The organism is Halopseudomonas sp. MFKK-1, from assembly GCF_027474385.1.
Classification (GTDB): Bacteria; Pseudomonadota; Gammaproteobacteria; order Pseudomonadales; family Pseudomonadaceae; genus Halopseudomonas; species Halopseudomonas aestusnigri.
On record NZ_CP114836.1, the window covers coordinates 2,035,970 to 2,052,301 of the forward strand.

Sequence of the window (16,332 nt, forward strand, 5' to 3'; positions counted from 1 at the left end):
AAGCTTATGGCTTGCCGCTTACAGCTCCCACAACTGATCGCCGGAGGCGATTAGTTGTGGGCGTGCAGCATATCGTTCAGCTGGATCGCGCTCTTGTTGGTCTTGCACTCGATGGCGCCCGTCTGCGAGTTACGACGGAACAGCAGGTCGGACTGGTTGGCCAGGTCGCGCGCCTTGACGATTTCGACCAGATTGTCCGCGTCGTCCAGCAGTGCCACCTTGATACCGGCAGTGATGTACAGACCGGCTTCAACGGTGCAGCGGTCGCCCAGCGGGATACCGATACCGGCGTTGGCGCCGATCAGGCAGCCTTCGCCAACGGAGATGACGATGTTGCCACCACCGGACAGGGTGCCCATGGTGGAGCAGCCGCCGCCCAGATCGGAACCTTTGCCAACGAACACGCCAGCAGAAATACGGCCTTCAACCATGCTGGTGCCTGCGGTACCGGCGTTGAAGTTGATAAAGCCTTCGTGCATCACGGTGGTGCCTTCGCCCACGTAGGCGCCCAAGCGCACGCGCGCGGTGTCGGCGATGCGGATGCCGGCCGGAACCACGTAGTCGGTCATCGACGGGAACTTGTCGATGCTGTGCACGACCAGCGACTCACCCTTCATGCGGGCAGCCATCTGACGCTGCGGCAGTTCGCTGATGTCGATCGCGCCCTGGGTGGTCCAGGCAACGTTCGGCAGCAGCGGGAAGATGCCGGCCAGTACCACGCCGTGCGGCTTGACCAGGCGATGCGAGAGCAGGTGCAGCTTGAGGTAGGCTTCCGGGGTCGAGCTGGGTGCCTCGTCGCTGGCCAGTACGGTCGCGACCAGCGGACGGCTGCTGTCGGCCATCTGCGCGACCAGGGCGGCCTGCTCGCTGAAACCGGCCGCATTCAGTGCCTGGCTCAGTGCGCCGCATTGGCTGGCGGCGAAACCGATTGCCTGATTGCCTTCGGCATAACCAAGCTCGGCCTTGACCACGTCGACCAGGGCGTTGCCGGGGTTGAGCAGGGGCTGCGGATAGAACACCTCCAGCCACTCACCTGCGCTGTTCTGGGTGCCGATGCCAAAGGCCAGACTGAAACATTCACTCATGGGGCGGTTCCTTTGATGCTAGTGCTATGCATTGGATTCAAACGCGCTGGCGTACCACTCCGGCTTGAAGCCGACCAGGCGCTGCGAGCCGATATCCAGTACCGGTCTTTTTATCATTGAGGGGTTGGCTTGCATCAGCGCAACCGCCTTGTCTGTATCGATGTTTTCCTTGTCCGCGTCGTCAAGCTTGCGGAAGGTAGTGCCCTTGCGGTTGAGGATGATTTCCCAACCGTGTTCGGTGCACCATGCATGCAGCCGCTCGGCGTCAATGCCTTGTGTCTTGTAGTCGTGAAACTGGTAGTCGACACCGTGCTCGTCGAGCCAGGTGCGGGCCTTTTTCATGGTGTCGCAGGCCTTGATGCCGTACAGGGTAATCATGGCTTACAGGCTCCTGATGAAGTCGCGGATGCGTTCGGCAGCTTCAATACACTCGTCCAGCGGGGCGACCAGCGCCATGCGGACCCGTCCGGCGCCGGGATTATAACCATCAATTTCCCGTGACAGGTAACGTCCGGGCACCACGGCAACATTCTGCTCGGCCAGCAGTCGGGTAGTGAAGGTCTCGTCGTCGATGGGTGTCTTGGGCCACAGGTAGAAACCGGCGTCCGGGCGCTCGACCTCCATCACGTCGGCGAGAATGGCGAGAACAGCGTCGAACTTGGCCTGATACTGGGCGCGGTTGTCGGCAACGTGCGCCTCATCCTGCCACGCGGCGATGCTGGCGATCTGGCTGTGAATCGGCATCGCGCAGCCGTGGTAGGTGCGATAGGTCAGGTACGGCTTGAGCAGGCTGGCGTCGCCGGCGACGAAGCCCGAGCGCAGGCCCGGCAGGTTGGAGCGCTTGGACAGGCTGTGGAATACCACGCAGCGGGCGTAGTCGTCACGGCCCATGGCGGCGCAGGCCTGCAGCAGACCGACCGGCGCGGGGCCGTCCGGGGCGTAGATTTCGCTGTAGCACTCGTCCGAGGCGATCACAAAGTCGTACTGGTCGGCCAGCTTGATCAATTGCTGCAGGGTGTCCAGCGGAATCACCGCACCGGTCGGGTTGCCGGGTGTGCAGATAAACAGCAGCTGACAGCGCTGCCAGATGTCGGCCGGGACGGCGCCGAAATCCGGGATAAAGCCATTGCTGCCGTCGCAGGCCAGGTAGTGCGGCTCCACACCAGCCAGAAACGCCGCGCCTTCATAGATCTGATAGAAGGGGTTGGGGCTGACCACCAGCCCCTGCGGATCGCGGGCGATCAGTGCCTGGGTAAAGGAGAACAGCGCTTCACGGGTGCCGTTGACCGGGATGATGTTGCCGTTGATATCCAGGCTGCCGTGTTTCAGTGCAAAGCGTTTTGTCAGCCACTCGGCGATGCTCTGGCGCAGCTCGGGCTTACCCTGGGTCGTCGGGTAGACCGCTGCCTGGTTGAGGTTGTCGGCCAGTGCCTGCAGCACGAAGGGCGGAGACGGGTGCTTGGGCTCGCCGATTGACAGCGAGATCGGGCGCAGTGCCGGGTTCGGGGTGACGTCGGCGATCAGGGCGCGCAGCTTTTCAAAAGGGTAGGGCTGCAGGCGCTGCAGGTCGTGATTCATGCGGTGTCCTCAGGGGCCGATGGCAATGGGGCTGCTGTACTCCTGGCCGGTCGGCTGGGTACTGCTGAGTGTGTCGATAATGGTCTGCTGCAGACGTTCGCACAGTTGCGGGTCGGACAGCGCCTGGTTGTTGGCGTCGGTGATGACGAATACGTCGTCCACGCGCTCGCCCAGGGTAACGATCTTGGCGTTCTGCACGCTGATGTCGAAGTCGAGGAAGATGCGGCCCATGCGCGCTAGCAGGCCGGGCCGGTCCGGTGCGCTCAATTCCAGAATGGTATGCAGGCCGCTCGGGTCGTTGAAAATGGTGACCTCGGGTGCAAAGGCAAAGTGCTTGAGCTGACGCGGCACGCGGCGCTGAATGATGCTTGGGTAGGCATCCGGGTCGGACAGGGCGTCAACCAGCCCCTGCTTGATCTGGCGGATGCGTTCGGGGTTCTCGCCGATGGAGCCGCCGTCAGAGTCAAGCACGATGTAGGTGTCCAGGCTGAACTGGCTGGTCGAAGTGATGATGCGCGCATCCTGAATGCTCAGGTTGAGCTGATCCATCGCTGACACTGTCGCCGCAAACAGGTCGTTCTGTTCCGGGGTATAGATGAAGATCTGGGTCGCGCCCTCGAATTCGCGTTGGGCGGTTTCCTTGATCAGTACCAGTGGGCCGTGGCGGTCGTTGTGCTGGACGATCGCCTCGGTGTGCCAGGCCACATCGCTGGCGGTGTGACGCAGGAAATAGTCGTCGCCCAGCTCGGACCAGAGGTCTTCGGCATCCTCCTCCTCGATGCCGTTGCGTACCAGGATATCGAGCGCGGCCTGCTGGGTCTGGCGGATGTGCTCTTCGCGATCCGGCGGATTGTCCAAGCCGCGGCGCAGGGCGCGCTTGGTCTCGGTATACAGCTGGCGCAGCAGGGACGCGCGCCAGGAGTTCCACAGCGTCGGGTTGGTCGCGTTGATGTCGGCGATGGTCAGCACATAGAGGTAGTCGAGCCGTACCTGATTGCCGACCTTGGTAGCGAAGTCGTGGATCTCCAGTGGGTCGGAAATGTCCTTGCGCTGGGCAGTAGTGGACATCAGCAGGTGGTTCTCGACCAGCCAGCTGACCAGGTGGGTGTCCCAGGCCGGCAGGTGGTGGCGGGTGCAGAACTGCTGGGCATCGACTGCGCCGAGTTCCGAATGGTCACCGCCGCGGCCCTTGGCGATATCGTGATAAAGCCCCGCCATGTAAAGCAGATCCGGCTTGGGCAGACGGCAGAAGATACGCCAGGCCAGGGGGTACTTGTCCTGGTATTCGGGGCGGTTCAGTTTGCGCAGGTGCTTGATCAGATTCAGGGTGTGCGCATCGACCGTATATATGTGAAACAGGTCGTGCTGCATCTGGCCGACGATCTTGCCGAACTCCGGCAGGTAGCGGCCGAGGATGCCATAGCGGTTCATTCGGCGCAGGTTGCGGTGGATGCCTTCCTTGCAGCGGAACAGTTCGATAAACAGGCTGGTGTTGCGGATGTCGCTGCGGAAGTCGTCATCAATCAGGTGGCGATGGTCGCGCAGCAGGCGGATGGTGTCGGCGCGCACCCCGCGGATTTCCGGGTGCTGGGCCATCAGCAGGAAGATTTCCAGAATCGCGAACGGGGTACGCTTGAACACATTCGGGTTGGTGACCTCGATGTAATGGTTGCGTACCTGGAAGCGGCTGTTGAGTGGGCGAATGTCGGCCGCTTCGGCATCACGCAGCAAGATTTCCTCGAAGTGCTGCATCAGCAGGTCGTTCAGCTCCGACAGGGACATCACCACCCGATAGTACTTCTGCATGAAACGCTCGACCGCCAGCTTGCTGTCGGTGCCTTCGTAGCCGAGCAGCTTGGCCAGGGCGCGCTGGTGGTCGAACAGCAGGCGGTCTTCGGCGCGGCCCGACAGGGTATGCAGGGCAAAGCGCACCTTCCAGAGGAAGGCGCGCCCGGAGTCGAGGATGCGGTACTCGGGTTCGTTCAGAAAGCCTTGCTGGACCAGCTCGCTCAGGTCATTGGTGCCGAAGTGGCGCAGGGCGACCCAGGCGATGGTCTGGATGTCGCGCAGACCACCCGGCGAGCTTTTGACGTTGGGTTCGAGGTTGTACTCGGTGTCATTGAACTTGGCGTGGCGGGCGTGCTGCTCGGCGCGCTTGGCGCGGAAGAACTCGGCGTCGGTCCACATGTGGCTGGTGTCGATCGCCTGCATCATGTCCTGGCGCAGCGCCTCGTCGCCCGCCAGGGTGCGCGACTCCATCAGGTTGGTAATGACGGTGATGTCGGCGCGGGCTTCATGCTGACACTCTTCGATGCTGCGCACGCTCTGGCCCACTTCCAGACCGATATCCCAGAGCAGCATCAGGAAGGCTTCGATCGACTCGCGAAAGGGCTCTGCGTCGCCACGCAGCAGGATAAGAAGGTCGATATCCGAGTGCGGATGCAGTTCCCCGCGGCCGTAGCCGCCGACTGCCAGTAACGCGATACCGGGATCGTTGGCGCAGGGTAGTCTGGCCCACGCCTGTTGCAGGATCTGGTCGGTAAACCAGGCGCGCTCATGGATCAGCTGGTGAATGTCGCGCCCTTCCTCGAAGCGCTGGGCAATCAGCGCGTCGGCCTGGCGAATGGCCTTCTTGAAGGCCGCTATCGGGCTGCTCTTGAGGGCCAGCTCGGCCTGAAACTGGCCGGGATCGAAAAGTGCGTCATCCATCATCTCAGTTCCTCGGCAGGTCGGGTTGGCCGGACAGCGAATCAGTCGCCGGTCAGCTGAAGGTCTCTTCGCTGCGCAGGGTCAGCACCTCGTAACCATCCGCCGTTACCAGAATGGTGTGCTCCCACTGTGCCGACAGCTTGCGGTCCTTGGTGATGGCGGTCCAGTTATCGCCCAGCAGGCGGGTTTCCGGGCGGCCCTGGTTGATCATCGGCTCAATGGTAAAGGTCATCCCTTCGACCAGCTCCATGCCGGTGCCGGCGCGGCCGTAGTGCAGAATCTGCGGCTCTTCGTGGAATACCTTGCCGATACCATGGCCACAGTACTCGCGCACCACGCTGTAGCGGTTGGCATGGGCGTGTTCCTGAATCACCGCGCCGATGTCACCCAGACGGGCGCCGGGGCGCACTACCGAGATACCCTTATACATGCATTCCTGGGTAACACGGCTCAGGCGCTCGACCCACTCCGGCACTTCGCCGACCATGAACATCTTGCTGGTGTCGCCGTGGTACCCATCCTTGATGACGGTAACGTCGATATTCAGCGCATCGCCGTTCTTCAGTGGCTTGTCATTCGGAATGCCATGGCAGACGACGTGGTTGATGGAGGTGCAGATGGATTTGGGGAAGGGCATGCGGCCCGGAGCACCGCCGTAATTGAGCGGCGCTGGAATGGCCTTCTGGACGTTGACGATGTAGTCGTGGCAGATGGTGTTGAGTTCGTCGGTGGTGACGCCCGGTTTGACGTACTCGCCGATCATTTCCAGAACCTCTGCCGCGAGGCGGCCGGCAACCCGCATGCCGGCAATGTCTTCAGCGGTCTTGATGGTAACGGTCATGGCAGGACTCTCTTGATTGGGCGCCGGCTGGCGACGTTGGAAAAGCAAGGGATTCTATCAGACCTGCGCGCGCCTGTTGAGCCGGCCGTGCGTCGTCTGCATGACGGCAATGCTTTATTCAGTGTGGTCGATATGGTATAAAGCGCCCCGCTGAGAAAAGAGTCATCGAGCTCGCTCGGCATTTACCTTAAAACCGCACACGTATCGACACGGTATCCTGGGTGCCCTTCGGGGTTGGATGCTGGGATGCGTGGAGGCCCAACCCGACTTACTGGAGTTATCATGACCCAAGTCTCTATGCGCGACATGCTGAAGGCCGGTGCGCACTTCGGCCACCAGACCCGTTACTGGAACCCGAAAATGGGCAAGTACATTTTCGGCGCTCGCAACAAGATTCACATCATCAACCTGGAAAAGACCATGCCGATGTTCCATGAAGCCCTGAGCTTTGTGGAAAAGCAGGCTGCCGGCAAGAACAAGATCCTGTTCGTCGGCACCAAGCGCGCTGCCAGCAAGATCATTGCTGAAGAAGCATCACGTGCTGGTCAGCCCTATGTTGATCACCGTTGGCTCGGCGGCATGCTGACCAACTACAAGACCATCCGTCAGTCCATCAAGCGTCTGCGCGACCTGGAGACTCAGTCTCAGGACGGCACCTTCGCCAAGCTGACCAAGAAAGAAGCGCTGATGCGCTCGCGCGATCTGGAAAAACTGGATCGCAGCCTGGGTGGTATCAAGGATATGGGCGGCCTGCCCGATGCCCTGTTCGTCATCGACGTCGAGCACGAGCGCATTGCCATCACCGAAGCCAACAAGCTGGGTATTCCGGTTATCGGCATCGTTGATACCAACAGCAGCCCGGATGGCGTTGACTTCGTTATCCCGGGTAACGACGACGCAATCCGCGCCATCAAGCTGTACGCTGCTGCCATGGCTGACGCAGTATTGCGTGGCAAGGGCAACGCCGGCGCTGCTGACGAGTTCGTCGAAGAAGCTGCTCCGGAAGCCTCTGAGGGCTGAGGTGCTTACGGCTGAATTGTTGCCGTAGCAAAAAGGGGGCGATGCCCCCTTTTTGCAATGTGTTTATCGCAAGATGATTCGTTGCTTCCTGCTGATTATCGGAAGCAGGAACTAATCCAGTTATGTGAGGAAGAATCCATGGCAGAAGTTACTGCAGCACTGGTCAAAGAACTGCGCGAGCGTACCGGTCAGGGCATGATGGAGTGCAAAAAGGCTCTGGTTGCCGCTGAAGGTGATATCGAGAAGGCGATTGACGACATGCGCGCTTCCGGCGCCATCAAGGCAGCCAAAAAAGCAGGCAATATCGCCGCTGAAGGCTCCATCGCCGTCAAGGTTGCTGCCGACAACAAGTCCGCAGTCATCATCGAAGTCAACTCCCAGACCGACTTCCTGGCTCTGCAGGATGACTTCAAGGCATTCGTTGCTGCCAGCCTGGACAAGGCGTTTGAAGCTGGTTACACCGACGCTGCTCCGCTGATCGCTGATCAGGAAGCGGCCCGCGAAGCTCTGGTTGCCAAGACCGGTGAGAACGTCAACATCCGTCGCCTGACCCGCGTTGAAGGTGATGTGGTTGGTGCTTACCTGCACGGTCACCGCATCGGTGTTGTCGTTACCCTGAATGGCGGTAACGAAGAACTGGCCCGTGATATTGCCATGCACGTTGCTGCCAGCAACCCGCAGTTCCTGGATGCCTCCCAGGTATCCGAAGAAGCGATCGCCAAAGAGAAGGAAATCTTCCTGGCTCTGAACGCTGACAAGATCGCCGGCAAGCCGGAAAACATTGTTGAGAACATGGTCAAGGGCCGTATCAACAAGTTTGTTTCCGAAGGCAGCCTGATCGAGCAGCCCTTCGTCAAGGATCCGGACGTCAAGGTCGGTGAGCTGGCCAAGAAAGCCGGTGCTGAAGTGGTTTCCTTCGTGCGTTTCGAAGTGGGTGAGGGCATCGAGCGTGCCGAGACCGATTTTGCTGCCGAAGTTGCCGCTCAGCTGGCTGCTGCCAAGCAGTAATACGCTATAGTGCACGCTGACCGGTGCACCGCCCCTGCCCATAGGTGGGGGCGACAAGGTTGATCCGAGAGGCTTCCCGCGCAGGCGTGAAGCCTCTTTTTCAAGAAATACTGAACAAGTTCGCGCCCCGATGGTCTGGGTGGAACTCGTTGAGTATTTCTCCCTTCCAGCCCAGGAGACTAAGACATGGCCCAGGTACCCAGTAGCCGCCAACCCAAATACAAGCGCATTCTTCTCAAGCTCAGCGGCGAGGCGCTGATGGGAACCGAGGATTTCGGTATTGATCCCAAGGTGCTGGACCGTATGGCGCTGGAGATCGGGCAGTTGATTGGTATTGGCGTCCAGGTCGGTCTGGTGATTGGCGGTGGCAACCTGTTCCGCGGTGCTGCGTTGAGCGCAGCCGGCATGGATCGGGTCACTGGCGACCATATGGGTATGCTGGCGACCGTCATGAATGCGCTGGCCATGCGCGACTCGCTGGAGCGGTCCAACATTCAGACTCGGGTGATGTCGGCCATTACCATGGAAGGCGTGACCGAGCATTACGACCGCCGCAAGGCAATGCGCTACCTCGCTGGTGGTGACGTGGTAATATTCTCCGCCGGCACGGGTAACCCTTTCTTCACCACCGATACGGCGGCCTGTTTGCGCGGTATCGAGGTCGACGCCGATCTGGTGCTCAAGGCAACCAAGGTGGACGGTGTCTACAACGCCGACCCGATGAAGGACCCGAACGCCGAACGCTTCGAAACACTCAGCTATGACCAGGTTCTGGATCTTAAGCTGGAAGTCATGGACCTGACGGCAATCTGCCTGATCCGTGACCACAATATGCCCCTGCGGGTGTTTAACATGAACAAACCTGGTGCGTTGCTGAATGCGGTTGTTGGCAGCGCCGAAGGAACACTGATCGAGGGTTGAGTAATGATCAACGAAATCAAGCAAGACGCGCAGGAGCGCATGAAGAAATCCGTTGAGGCGCTGGAACACGCGTTCGCCAAGATTCGTACCGGTCGCGCTCACCCGGCTCTGCTGGATAGCATCATGGTCTCCTATTACGGCTCCGATACGCCGCTGCGTCAGGTTGCCAACGTCATCGTTGAGGATTCGCGGACCCTGGCTCTGAGCGTGTTCGACAAGGGCATGATTCAGGCGGTCGAAAAGGCGATCATGACCTCTGATCTGGGCCTCAACCCGGCCACCTCCGGCACGACCATTCGTGTACCCATGCCGGCGCTGACCGAGGAGACCCGCAAGGGCTACACCAAACAGGCCCGTGCAGAGGCTGAAGGCGGTCGCGTTGCCGTGCGCAACATTCGCCGCGATGCGCTGAGTCAGCTCAAGGATCTGCAGAAAGAGAAGGCAATCAGCGAAGACGAGGAGCGTCGCGCCGCTGATGAGGTGCAGAAGCTGACCGACAAGTTCATCGCCGAAATCGACAAGGCGCTGGAAGTGAAAGAAAAGGATCTGATGGCCATCTGAGGCTGTCAGTGACCGGCTTTCAAATGAACAACAAAAAGCAGGCTGGTAGCCTGGCCGTCGTGCCTCGCCACATTGCCATCATCATGGATGGCAACAACCGTTGGGCGCGCAAGCGCCTGATGCCCGGCGTTGCCGGGCACAAGGCAGGTGTTGATGCGGTAAAGGCAATGATTGAGGTCTGCGTCGAGGAAGGGGTCGAGGTGCTGACCCTGTTTGCCTTCTCCAGCGAAAACTGGCAGCGCCCGGCCGACGAGGTCGGTGCGCTCATGGAGCTGTTCCTCAGTGCCCTGCGCCGCGAGGTTCGCAAGCTGGGCGAGAATGGTGTGCGCCTGCGCATCATCGGTGATCGCAGCCGGTTTTCCCGCGAGCTTCAGCAGGCAATGCTGGAGGCCGAGCAGCAGACTGCCCATTGCAGTCGCCTGACGCTGGTCATTGCCGCCAATTACGGTGGCCAGTGGGACATGGCCCAGGCTGCACGAAGTCTGGCGGAAGAAGCAGTGCGCGGTGAGCGCACGCCGGCATCGATTGACGAGCAGGCGATTGAGGCGCGTCTCAGTACTGCGGGCCTGCCGTTGCCGGACCTGTGCATTCGCACTGGCGGTGAAAAGCGCATCAGCAACTTCCTGCTATGGCAGCTGGCCTACGCCGAGCTGTACTTTTCCGATCTTTACTGGCCCGATTTCAAGCATGCCGCCCTGCGCGAGGCGATGTGCGATTTTGCGGGTCGTCAACGCCGATTTGGCAAAACCAGCGATCAGATCGCAGCGGAGTCCTGATGCTCAAGCAACGGGTAATAACGGGCGTCATTCTGGCGCTGATTGCAGTGTCCGGGTTTGTCGGCCTGCAGGGCGCATGGTTTGCGGCGTTTATTGGTGCGGTGGTCATGCTGGCTGCCTGGGAGTGGATGCGGCTGTGCGGTGAAAGCCGTCAGAGCGGTCGCATTGTTTATGCGGCTACCCTCGGCCTGTTCATGGTCGGTCTGTATCGCGACGCTCCGGCCATCATCTACTTCGTCGCGCCAGCGCTGGTTTGGTGGGGCATGGCGACGCTGATGATCCTGCGCTATCCCAACGGCGCCGGCCTGTGGCGCGGCAGTTTTCTGCGCCAACTGTTCGGGTTGCTGATCCTGTTGCCGGCCTGGGCGGGAGTGGTCTGGCTGCGGGCCCAGGAGCACGGGCTGTGGATGCTTCTGGGGCTTGCGGTACTGGTGTTTGGTGCTGATATCGGCGCCTACTTTTCCGGCAAGGCCTTTGGCCGCACCAAGTTGCTGCCCAATGTCAGTCCCGGCAAGACTCGTGAAGGCCTGCTCGGCGGCCTGCTGCTGAGTCTGTCGCTGGCACTGGCAGCCATGCTCTATCTGGGGTGGGGGCTGCAGGCGATTGTGCTGGGCCTTGTCGGTTCGGCGCTGGTGGTGCTGATATCGGTAGTCGGCGACCTGACTGAAAGCCTGTTCAAGCGCGAGGCCGGCCTCAAGGACAGCAGTAATCTGTTGCCGGGGCATGGTGGCGTGCTGGATCGCATCGATAGTCTGACTGCGGCGATTCCGCTGTACGTTGGGGTCTGGCTGCTGCTCGGGAGCCGTTTGGCGTGAGCCGGCAGCAGGTTACCGTTCTGGGTGCTACCGGGTCGATTGGTGTCAGCACGCTGGACGTGATTGCCCGTCACCCGTCGCGCTATCAGGTGTTTGCGCTGACCGGTTATAGCCGCATGAGTGTGCTGGCGGCGCAGTGTCGTGCTCATCGCCCGCAGTATGCGGTCGTCGCTGACGAGGTTCAGGCCGATGTCCTGCAGGCTGAGCTGATGGCAGAAGGGCTGCAGACCGAAGTGCTCCATGGTGCCGACGCGTTGGCGCGGGTTGCTGCCGATGATGCAGTGGATGTGGTGATGGCGGCCATTGTTGGCGCGGCCGGCCTTCGACCAACCCTGGCCGCAGTCCAGGCGGGCAAGCGGGTGTTGCTGGCGAACAAGGAAGCGCTGGTCATGTCCGGCGCATTGTTCATGGAGGCTGTGAAGGCCTCCGGCGCGCGCTTGCTGCCGATCGACAGTGAGCACAATGCGATTTTTCAGTGCATGCCCGAGCATTATTCGGCGGGGCTCGGCAGGGCAGGGGTGCGTCGTATTCTGTTGACGGCTTCGGGTGGGCCGTTTCGTAGCTTTACCTACGAACAGTTGCTTCAGGTAACGCCGGCGCAGGCCTGTGCTCATCCGAACTGGTCGATGGGGCAGAAAATATCGGTGGACTCGGCCAGCATGATGAACAAGGGGCTCGAGTTGATTGAGGCCTGCTGGCTGTTTGCGGCCCATCCGGATCAGGTTGAGGTGGTTGTGCACCCTCAGAGCGTAGTGCATTCGCTGGTCGATTATGTCGACGGGTCCGTGCTTGCTCAGCTGGGAAACCCGGATATGCGAACGCCCATTGCTCATGCCCTGGCGTGGCCTGAGCGCATTGATTCCGGTGTCAGTGCGCTGGATCTGCTGACAACCGCACGACTTGATTTTGAAGCCCCGGACCCGGTGCGATTTCCCTGTCTGCGTCTTGCCCGGGAAGCTGCTCTCGCCGGCGGCACCAGTTGCGCCGTGCTGAATGCGGCCAACGAGGTGGCGGTCGAAGCCTTTCTGGCAGGGCGCGTTCGCTTTGTGGACATCCCTGTTATCATCGAGGACACATTGAACCGTTTGCCCAGTGAGGCGGTGCGCGATCTGGAGCATATTCTGCAGGCAGATCGCAGCGCGCGTGAGCACGCCTCGAGCTGGGTAGAGGCAAACGGAAGCTAAGTTATCGGGTGGCTTGTCCGCCCTGTGAGGTACTGAATGGAGCTGCTGTCTACGTTGTTGGCTACGGTGGTCGCTCTCGGGCTGCTGGTCACCATTCACGAGTACGGTCATTTCTGGGTAGCCCGGCGCTGCGGCATCAAGGTGTTGCGCTTTTCGATCGGTTTCGGCCCTGCGCTGCTGCGCTGGCACGATCGGCGCGGAACCGAATATGCCATCGCCGCCATTCCGCTGGGCGGCTACGTCAAGATGCTCGACGAGCGCGAGGCGCCGGTTGCCGAACACGAGCTGGATCAGGCCTTCAATCGCAAAACGGTAAAGCAGCGCATTGCGGTTGTGGCTGCAGGTCCGCTGGCGAATTTCCTGCTCGCGATCCTCGCCTTCTGGATTGTCGCGGTGATCGGTTTCAGCACGGTGGCGCCAGTGCTTGGCCCCGTCCCTGCCGGTTCCCCTGCGGCATTGGCCGGTATGCACGAAGGGCTGGAAATTACCGCCGTTGATGGCACCTCGACACGAAGCTGGCAAGAAATCAATCTGCAACTGATCCGGCGTCTTGGTGAGAGTGGCAGCATTGATGTGACTGCCAAACCCTTTTCCGGTGGCAGTGAACAGCGCTACCAGCTACCCCTCGATAACTGGCTCAGGGGAGAAGAGGCGCCCGATCCAATGGTGGCGCTCGGGTTGACCGGATGGCAGCCTCAAATTCCCCCGCGTATCGGCCAGATTGCGCCTGACGGTGCCGCGGCCGAGGCCGGTTTGCAGCCTGGCGATCTGATTCTTTCTATTGACGGTCAGCCGGTATCCGACTGGCTGACCGACGTGGTGCCGACCATTCAGGCCAATGCGCAGCAGGTCCTGCAATTACAGGTCGAGCGCAACGGCAGCCTGGTTGATATCGCGCTGACGCCGCGTCCCAAGGCAAGTGACGATGTGGTTGTCGGATACGTTGGTGCAGGCGTCGAGCCGATCGACATGCCGGCTCACATGCAGCGCCAGATAAGTTACAACCCTCTGGTCGCTGTGCCGGTCGCGATGCAGAAAACCTGGGAAATGACAGCGCTGACGCTGGACTCACTGTGGAAGATGCTGACAGGGCTGGTCTCGGCAAAAAACTTGAGTGGTCCGATTACGATTGCTAAAGTGGCGGGCGCCTCTGCCAAGTCAGGGCTGGAAAGTTTTCTCAGTTTTATTGCGTACTTGAGTATCAGTCTGGGGGTTTTGAACCTTCTCCCGATACCGGTTCTGGATGGTGGTCACCTGGTGTATTACGTGGCCGAGTGGGTCAGGGGTAAGCCTCTCTCCGAGCGAATTCAGACATGGGGACTGCAGATCGGCTTGAGCCTGATCGTCGGAGTCATGCTGTTTGCCATTTATAACGATATTAGCCGCCTGGGCGGCTGACCAAGTGCACTGCCTGAACACGACCTGCCATTGATGGCAGATAAGAATTCAATCAGCTGGATCAAAACGGATTTCATGAAACGTTACCTATTGCCTGCGCTTTTTTCGATGCTATTGGCGCCGGGGGCTCACGCCGCTGCCTTCCAGATCTCCGATATCCGCGTCAATGGTTTGCAGCGGGTTTCCGCCGGCAGCGTATTCAGCGCCTTGCCGCTGAACATTGGTGACGAAGTCGATGATCCGGAACTGGTCGAAGCTACGCGCTCCCTGTTCCGTACCGGCTTCTTTCAGGATATTCAGCTGGGTCGCGAAGGCGACGTGCTGGTGATCAACCTGGTCGAGCGTCCCTCCATTTCTTCTATCGAGCTGGAAGGCAACAAGGCGATCAAGAGCGAGGACCTGCTCAAGGGCCTGAGCGCCGCCGGCCTGGCTGAAGGCGAGATTTTCCAGCGCGCAACCCTGGAAGGGGTGCGCAACGAGCTGCTTCGTCAGTACGTATCCCAGGGTCGCTACTCTGCCGATATCGAGGCGCAGGTCATTCCCGAACCGCGTAACCGGGTTGCCTTGAAGATTGTCATCGACGAGGGGTCGGTTGCGGCGATTTCGCACATCAACGTTGTCGGCAACACCGTCTTCGAGACCGAAGATCTCGTTGATCTGTTCGAGCTGAAGACGTCGGGCTGGTTCTCGTTCCTGAGCAGTGACGACAAGTATTCCCGCGAGAAGCTGTCGGGTGATCTGGAACGGCTGCGCTCCTATTATCTGGACCGTGGCTACATCAACATGAACGTGGCTTCGACCCAGGTATCCATCACCCCGGACAAGAAACACGTCTATATCACCGTCAACATTACCGAGGGCGAGCGCTACAGCATCAGCGATGTGCGTCTGTCCGGTGATCTGGTCGTAGGTGAGGACGAGATCAAGCGTCTGATGCTGATTGAACCGGGTCAGATTTTCTCCCGCCAGGTGATGACGTCTACCTCCGACCTGATCAGTCGTCGACTGGGTAATGAGGGTTACACCTTCGCCAGCGTCAACGGTATTCCCGAGATCAACGAAGAAGACAAGACGGTTGCCGTGACCTTCTATGTCGACCCGGGCAAGCGTGCCTACGTCAATCGCATCAACTTCCGTGGCAATACCAAGACCGAAGATCAGGTGCTGCGTCGCGAAATGCGGCAAATGGAGGGTGGCTGGGCGTCAACCTATCTGATTGATCAGTCCAAGACCCGCCTTGAGCGCCTGGGTTTCTTCAAGGAAGTGAATGTCGAGACGGTTCCGGTACCCGGCACCGACGATCTGATTGACGTCAATTACAGCGTCGAAGAGCAGCCGTCCGGCTCGGTAACCGCCAGCCTCGGTTTTTCCCAGAGCTCCGGTATCATCCTCGGTGGCTCGATCAGCCAGAACAACTTCTTCGGTACCGGTAACCGGGTAAGTGTCGGGGCAAACCGCTCCGATTATCAGACCTCGTTGTCCTTCGGCTTTCTGGATCCGTACTTCACCGTTGACGGCATGAGCCTAGGCTACAACGCATTCTACCGGACTACCGACTACGATGAGCTGGACGTCGATGTCACCAGCTACGCCGTCGACTCCTTCGGTGGCGGCTTCAACTTCGGTTATCCGGTCAGTGACACCTCGCGCATCTCCTTCGGGATGAGTGCCCAGCAGGACACCATCAAGAGCGGTATCTATACCGTGCAGGAGATTCTGAATTTCCTGGATACCGAAGGGGACAGCTTTACCAACCTGTTCTTCGACGCCTCCTGGTCGCAGAGCACGCTCAATCGCGGCGTATTCCCGGATCGTGGCCACTCGCAGAGCCTGAGCTGGCATGTGACCGTGCCGGGCAGTGATCTGCAGTTCTACACCATGGATTATCGCGGTCAGCGCTTCTTCCCGATGACCGAAGACCTGACCCTGCGTCTGCACACCGATCTGGGCTTTGGTCGCGGCTTTGGCGGTACCGACCGCATGCCGTTCTACGAGCATTACTACGCCGGCGGTATCGGCTCTGTGCGCGGCTTCGAGGACAGCACCCTGGGTCCGAAGAGTACCCCGAATGTCAACGACCCTGATCAGGACTCGCTGCCCTTTGGCGGTAACATCAAGATCACCGGCGGTGCGGAAGTTATCTTCCCGGCCCCCTTCGTCAAAGACCAGCGTTCGTTGCGCACGGCCCTGTTTTTCGACGTAGGTAACATATACGATACCCAGTGCACGCAGACCAAGACGGTTGAGGGCGACAAGAATCCCGGTTGTGGCGATGTTGACCTCGGTGAGCTGCGTTACAGTGTCGGTGTCGGCCTGTCCTGGCTGACCGCACTGGGCCCCTTGGGCTTCAGTCTGGCCATGCCGCTGAATGCTGATTCGGCCGACGACGCCCAGGTGTTCCAGTTCACTCTCGGCCAGACGTTCTGACGTCAGACC

General features: G+C 60.1%; 14 protein-coding genes. 9 read left to right on the forward strand and 5 right to left on the reverse strand.

All coding sequences use genetic code 11. The features are described from left to right. Positions 1-50 precede the first annotated feature (50 nt). From dapD to map, 5 genes are read right to left on the reverse strand one after another with little or no spacing between them, the layout of a single operon-like run. Entirely contained in the window at positions 51-1,085 is a 1,035-nt protein-coding gene (gene dapD, locus O5O48_RS09545) for a 2,3,4,5-tetrahydropyridine-2,6-dicarboxylate N-succinyltransferase (protein WP_088273388.1), read from the reverse strand. A gap of 24 nt (positions 1,086-1,109) precedes the next feature. After that, complete coding sequence (locus tag O5O48_RS09550) at positions 1,110-1,463, reverse strand: ArsC family reductase (protein WP_228245146.1); 354 nt, start codon at positions 1,461-1,463, stop codon at positions 1,110-1,112. Between the two features lie 3 nt (positions 1,464-1,466). Beyond that, positions 1,467-2,663: a succinyldiaminopimelate transaminase gene (dapC, locus tag O5O48_RS09555; RefSeq protein ID WP_088273390.1), complete on the reverse strand. Its 1,197-nt coding sequence runs from the start codon at positions 2,661-2,663 to the stop codon at positions 1,467-1,469. 9 nt (positions 2,664-2,672) lie between these two features. Next, positions 2,673-5,372: a [protein-PII] uridylyltransferase gene (locus tag O5O48_RS09560; protein WP_228245148.1), complete on the reverse strand. Its 2,700-nt coding sequence runs from the start codon at positions 5,370-5,372 to the stop codon at positions 2,673-2,675. 52 nt (positions 5,373-5,424) lie between these two features. Beyond that, the gene (map, locus tag O5O48_RS09565; protein WP_269686864.1) at positions 5,425-6,213 is read right to left on the reverse strand and encodes a type I methionyl aminopeptidase; all 789 of its coding nucleotides are present in this window, start codon (positions 6,211-6,213) and stop codon (positions 5,425-5,427) included. A gap of 282 nt (positions 6,214-6,495) precedes the next feature. Here map and rpsB point away from each other — a divergent pair, with 282 nt between their 5' ends. From rpsB to bamA, 9 genes are all read left to right on the forward strand, one after another. Then, complete coding sequence (gene rpsB / locus O5O48_RS09570) at positions 6,496-7,233, forward strand: 30S ribosomal protein S2 (RefSeq protein WP_228245150.1); 738 nt, start codon at positions 6,496-6,498, stop codon at positions 7,231-7,233. Between the two features lie 138 nt (positions 7,234-7,371). Further along, the gene (gene tsf / locus O5O48_RS09575) at positions 7,372-8,241 is read left to right on the forward strand and encodes a translation elongation factor Ts (RefSeq protein ID WP_228245151.1); all 870 of its coding nucleotides are present in this window, start codon (positions 7,372-7,374) and stop codon (positions 8,239-8,241) included. A 186-nt stretch (positions 8,242-8,427) separates the two neighbouring features. Then, positions 8,428-9,162 (forward strand): UMP kinase, encoded by a 735-nt coding sequence (gene pyrH, locus O5O48_RS09580; RefSeq protein ID WP_088273395.1) that lies wholly within the window; start codon positions 8,428-8,430, stop codon positions 9,160-9,162. A 3-nt stretch (positions 9,163-9,165) separates the two neighbouring features. Next, on the forward strand, positions 9,166-9,723 hold the full coding sequence (gene frr, locus O5O48_RS09585) for a ribosome recycling factor (protein ID WP_088273396.1): 558 nt from the start codon (positions 9,166-9,168) through the stop codon (positions 9,721-9,723). Between the two features lie 23 nt (positions 9,724-9,746). After that, a complete protein-coding gene (gene uppS, locus O5O48_RS09590; protein WP_088273903.1) occupies positions 9,747-10,499 on the forward strand; it encodes a polyprenyl diphosphate synthase in 753 nt (250 codons plus the stop codon). After that, positions 10,499-11,314, forward strand: coding sequence for a phosphatidate cytidylyltransferase (locus O5O48_RS09595; RefSeq protein ID WP_088273397.1), 816 nt, complete (start codon positions 10,499-10,501; stop codon positions 11,312-11,314). Before uppS ends, O5O48_RS09595 begins: the two co-directional genes overlap by 1 nt. Next, on the forward strand, positions 11,311-12,498 hold the full coding sequence (gene ispC / locus O5O48_RS09600; RefSeq protein WP_269686865.1) for a 1-deoxy-D-xylulose-5-phosphate reductoisomerase: 1,188 nt from the start codon (positions 11,311-11,313) through the stop codon (positions 12,496-12,498). The genes O5O48_RS09595 and ispC overlap by 4 nt, the downstream gene beginning before the upstream one ends. A gap of 36 nt (positions 12,499-12,534) precedes the next feature. Continuing rightward, positions 12,535-13,896 (forward strand): sigma E protease regulator RseP, encoded by a 1,362-nt coding sequence (rseP, locus tag O5O48_RS09605; RefSeq protein ID WP_269686866.1) that lies wholly within the window; start codon positions 12,535-12,537, stop codon positions 13,894-13,896. A gap of 75 nt (positions 13,897-13,971) precedes the next feature. Then, a complete protein-coding gene (bamA, locus tag O5O48_RS09610) occupies positions 13,972-16,323 on the forward strand; it encodes an outer membrane protein assembly factor BamA (protein ID WP_269686867.1) in 2,352 nt (783 codons plus the stop codon). Positions 16,324-16,332: the final 9 nt, after the last annotated feature.

Bases quoted from the DNA above. Each gene is read 5' to 3' on its own strand.
- uppS (WP_088273903.1), top strand. From the start codon at position 9,747: ATGAACAACAAAAAGCAGGCTGGTAGCCTGGCCGTCGTGCCTCGCCAC.
- dapD (WP_088273388.1), bottom strand. From the start codon at position 1,085: ATGAGTGAATGTTTCAGTCTGGCCTTTGGCATCGGCACCCAGAACAGC.
- pyrH (WP_088273395.1), top strand. From the start codon at position 8,428: ATGGCCCAGGTACCCAGTAGCCGCCAACCCAAATACAAGCGCATTCTT.
- map (WP_269686864.1), bottom strand. From the start codon at position 6,213: ATGACCGTTACCATCAAGACCGCTGAAGACATTGCCGGCATGCGGGTT.
- O5O48_RS09550 (WP_228245146.1), bottom strand. From the start codon at position 1,463: ATGATTACCCTGTACGGCATCAAGGCCTGCGACACCATGAAAAAGGCC.
- rpsB (WP_228245150.1), top strand. From the start codon at position 6,496: ATGACCCAAGTCTCTATGCGCGACATGCTGAAGGCCGGTGCGCACTTC.
- bamA (WP_269686867.1), top strand. From the start codon at position 13,972: ATGAAACGTTACCTATTGCCTGCGCTTTTTTCGATGCTATTGGCGCCG.
- tsf (WP_228245151.1), top strand. From the start codon at position 7,372: ATGGCAGAAGTTACTGCAGCACTGGTCAAAGAACTGCGCGAGCGTACC.
- dapC (WP_088273390.1), bottom strand. From the start codon at position 2,663: ATGAATCACGACCTGCAGCGCCTGCAGCCCTACCCTTTTGAAAAGCTG.
- O5O48_RS09595 (WP_088273397.1), top strand. From the start codon at position 10,499: ATGCTCAAGCAACGGGTAATAACGGGCGTCATTCTGGCGCTGATTGCA.
- rseP (WP_269686866.1), top strand. From the start codon at position 12,535: ATGGAGCTGCTGTCTACGTTGTTGGCTACGGTGGTCGCTCTCGGGCTG.
- O5O48_RS09560 (WP_228245148.1), bottom strand. From the start codon at position 5,372: ATGGATGACGCACTTTTCGATCCCGGCCAGTTTCAGGCCGAGCTGGCC.
- frr (WP_088273396.1), top strand. From the start codon at position 9,166: ATGATCAACGAAATCAAGCAAGACGCGCAGGAGCGCATGAAGAAATCC.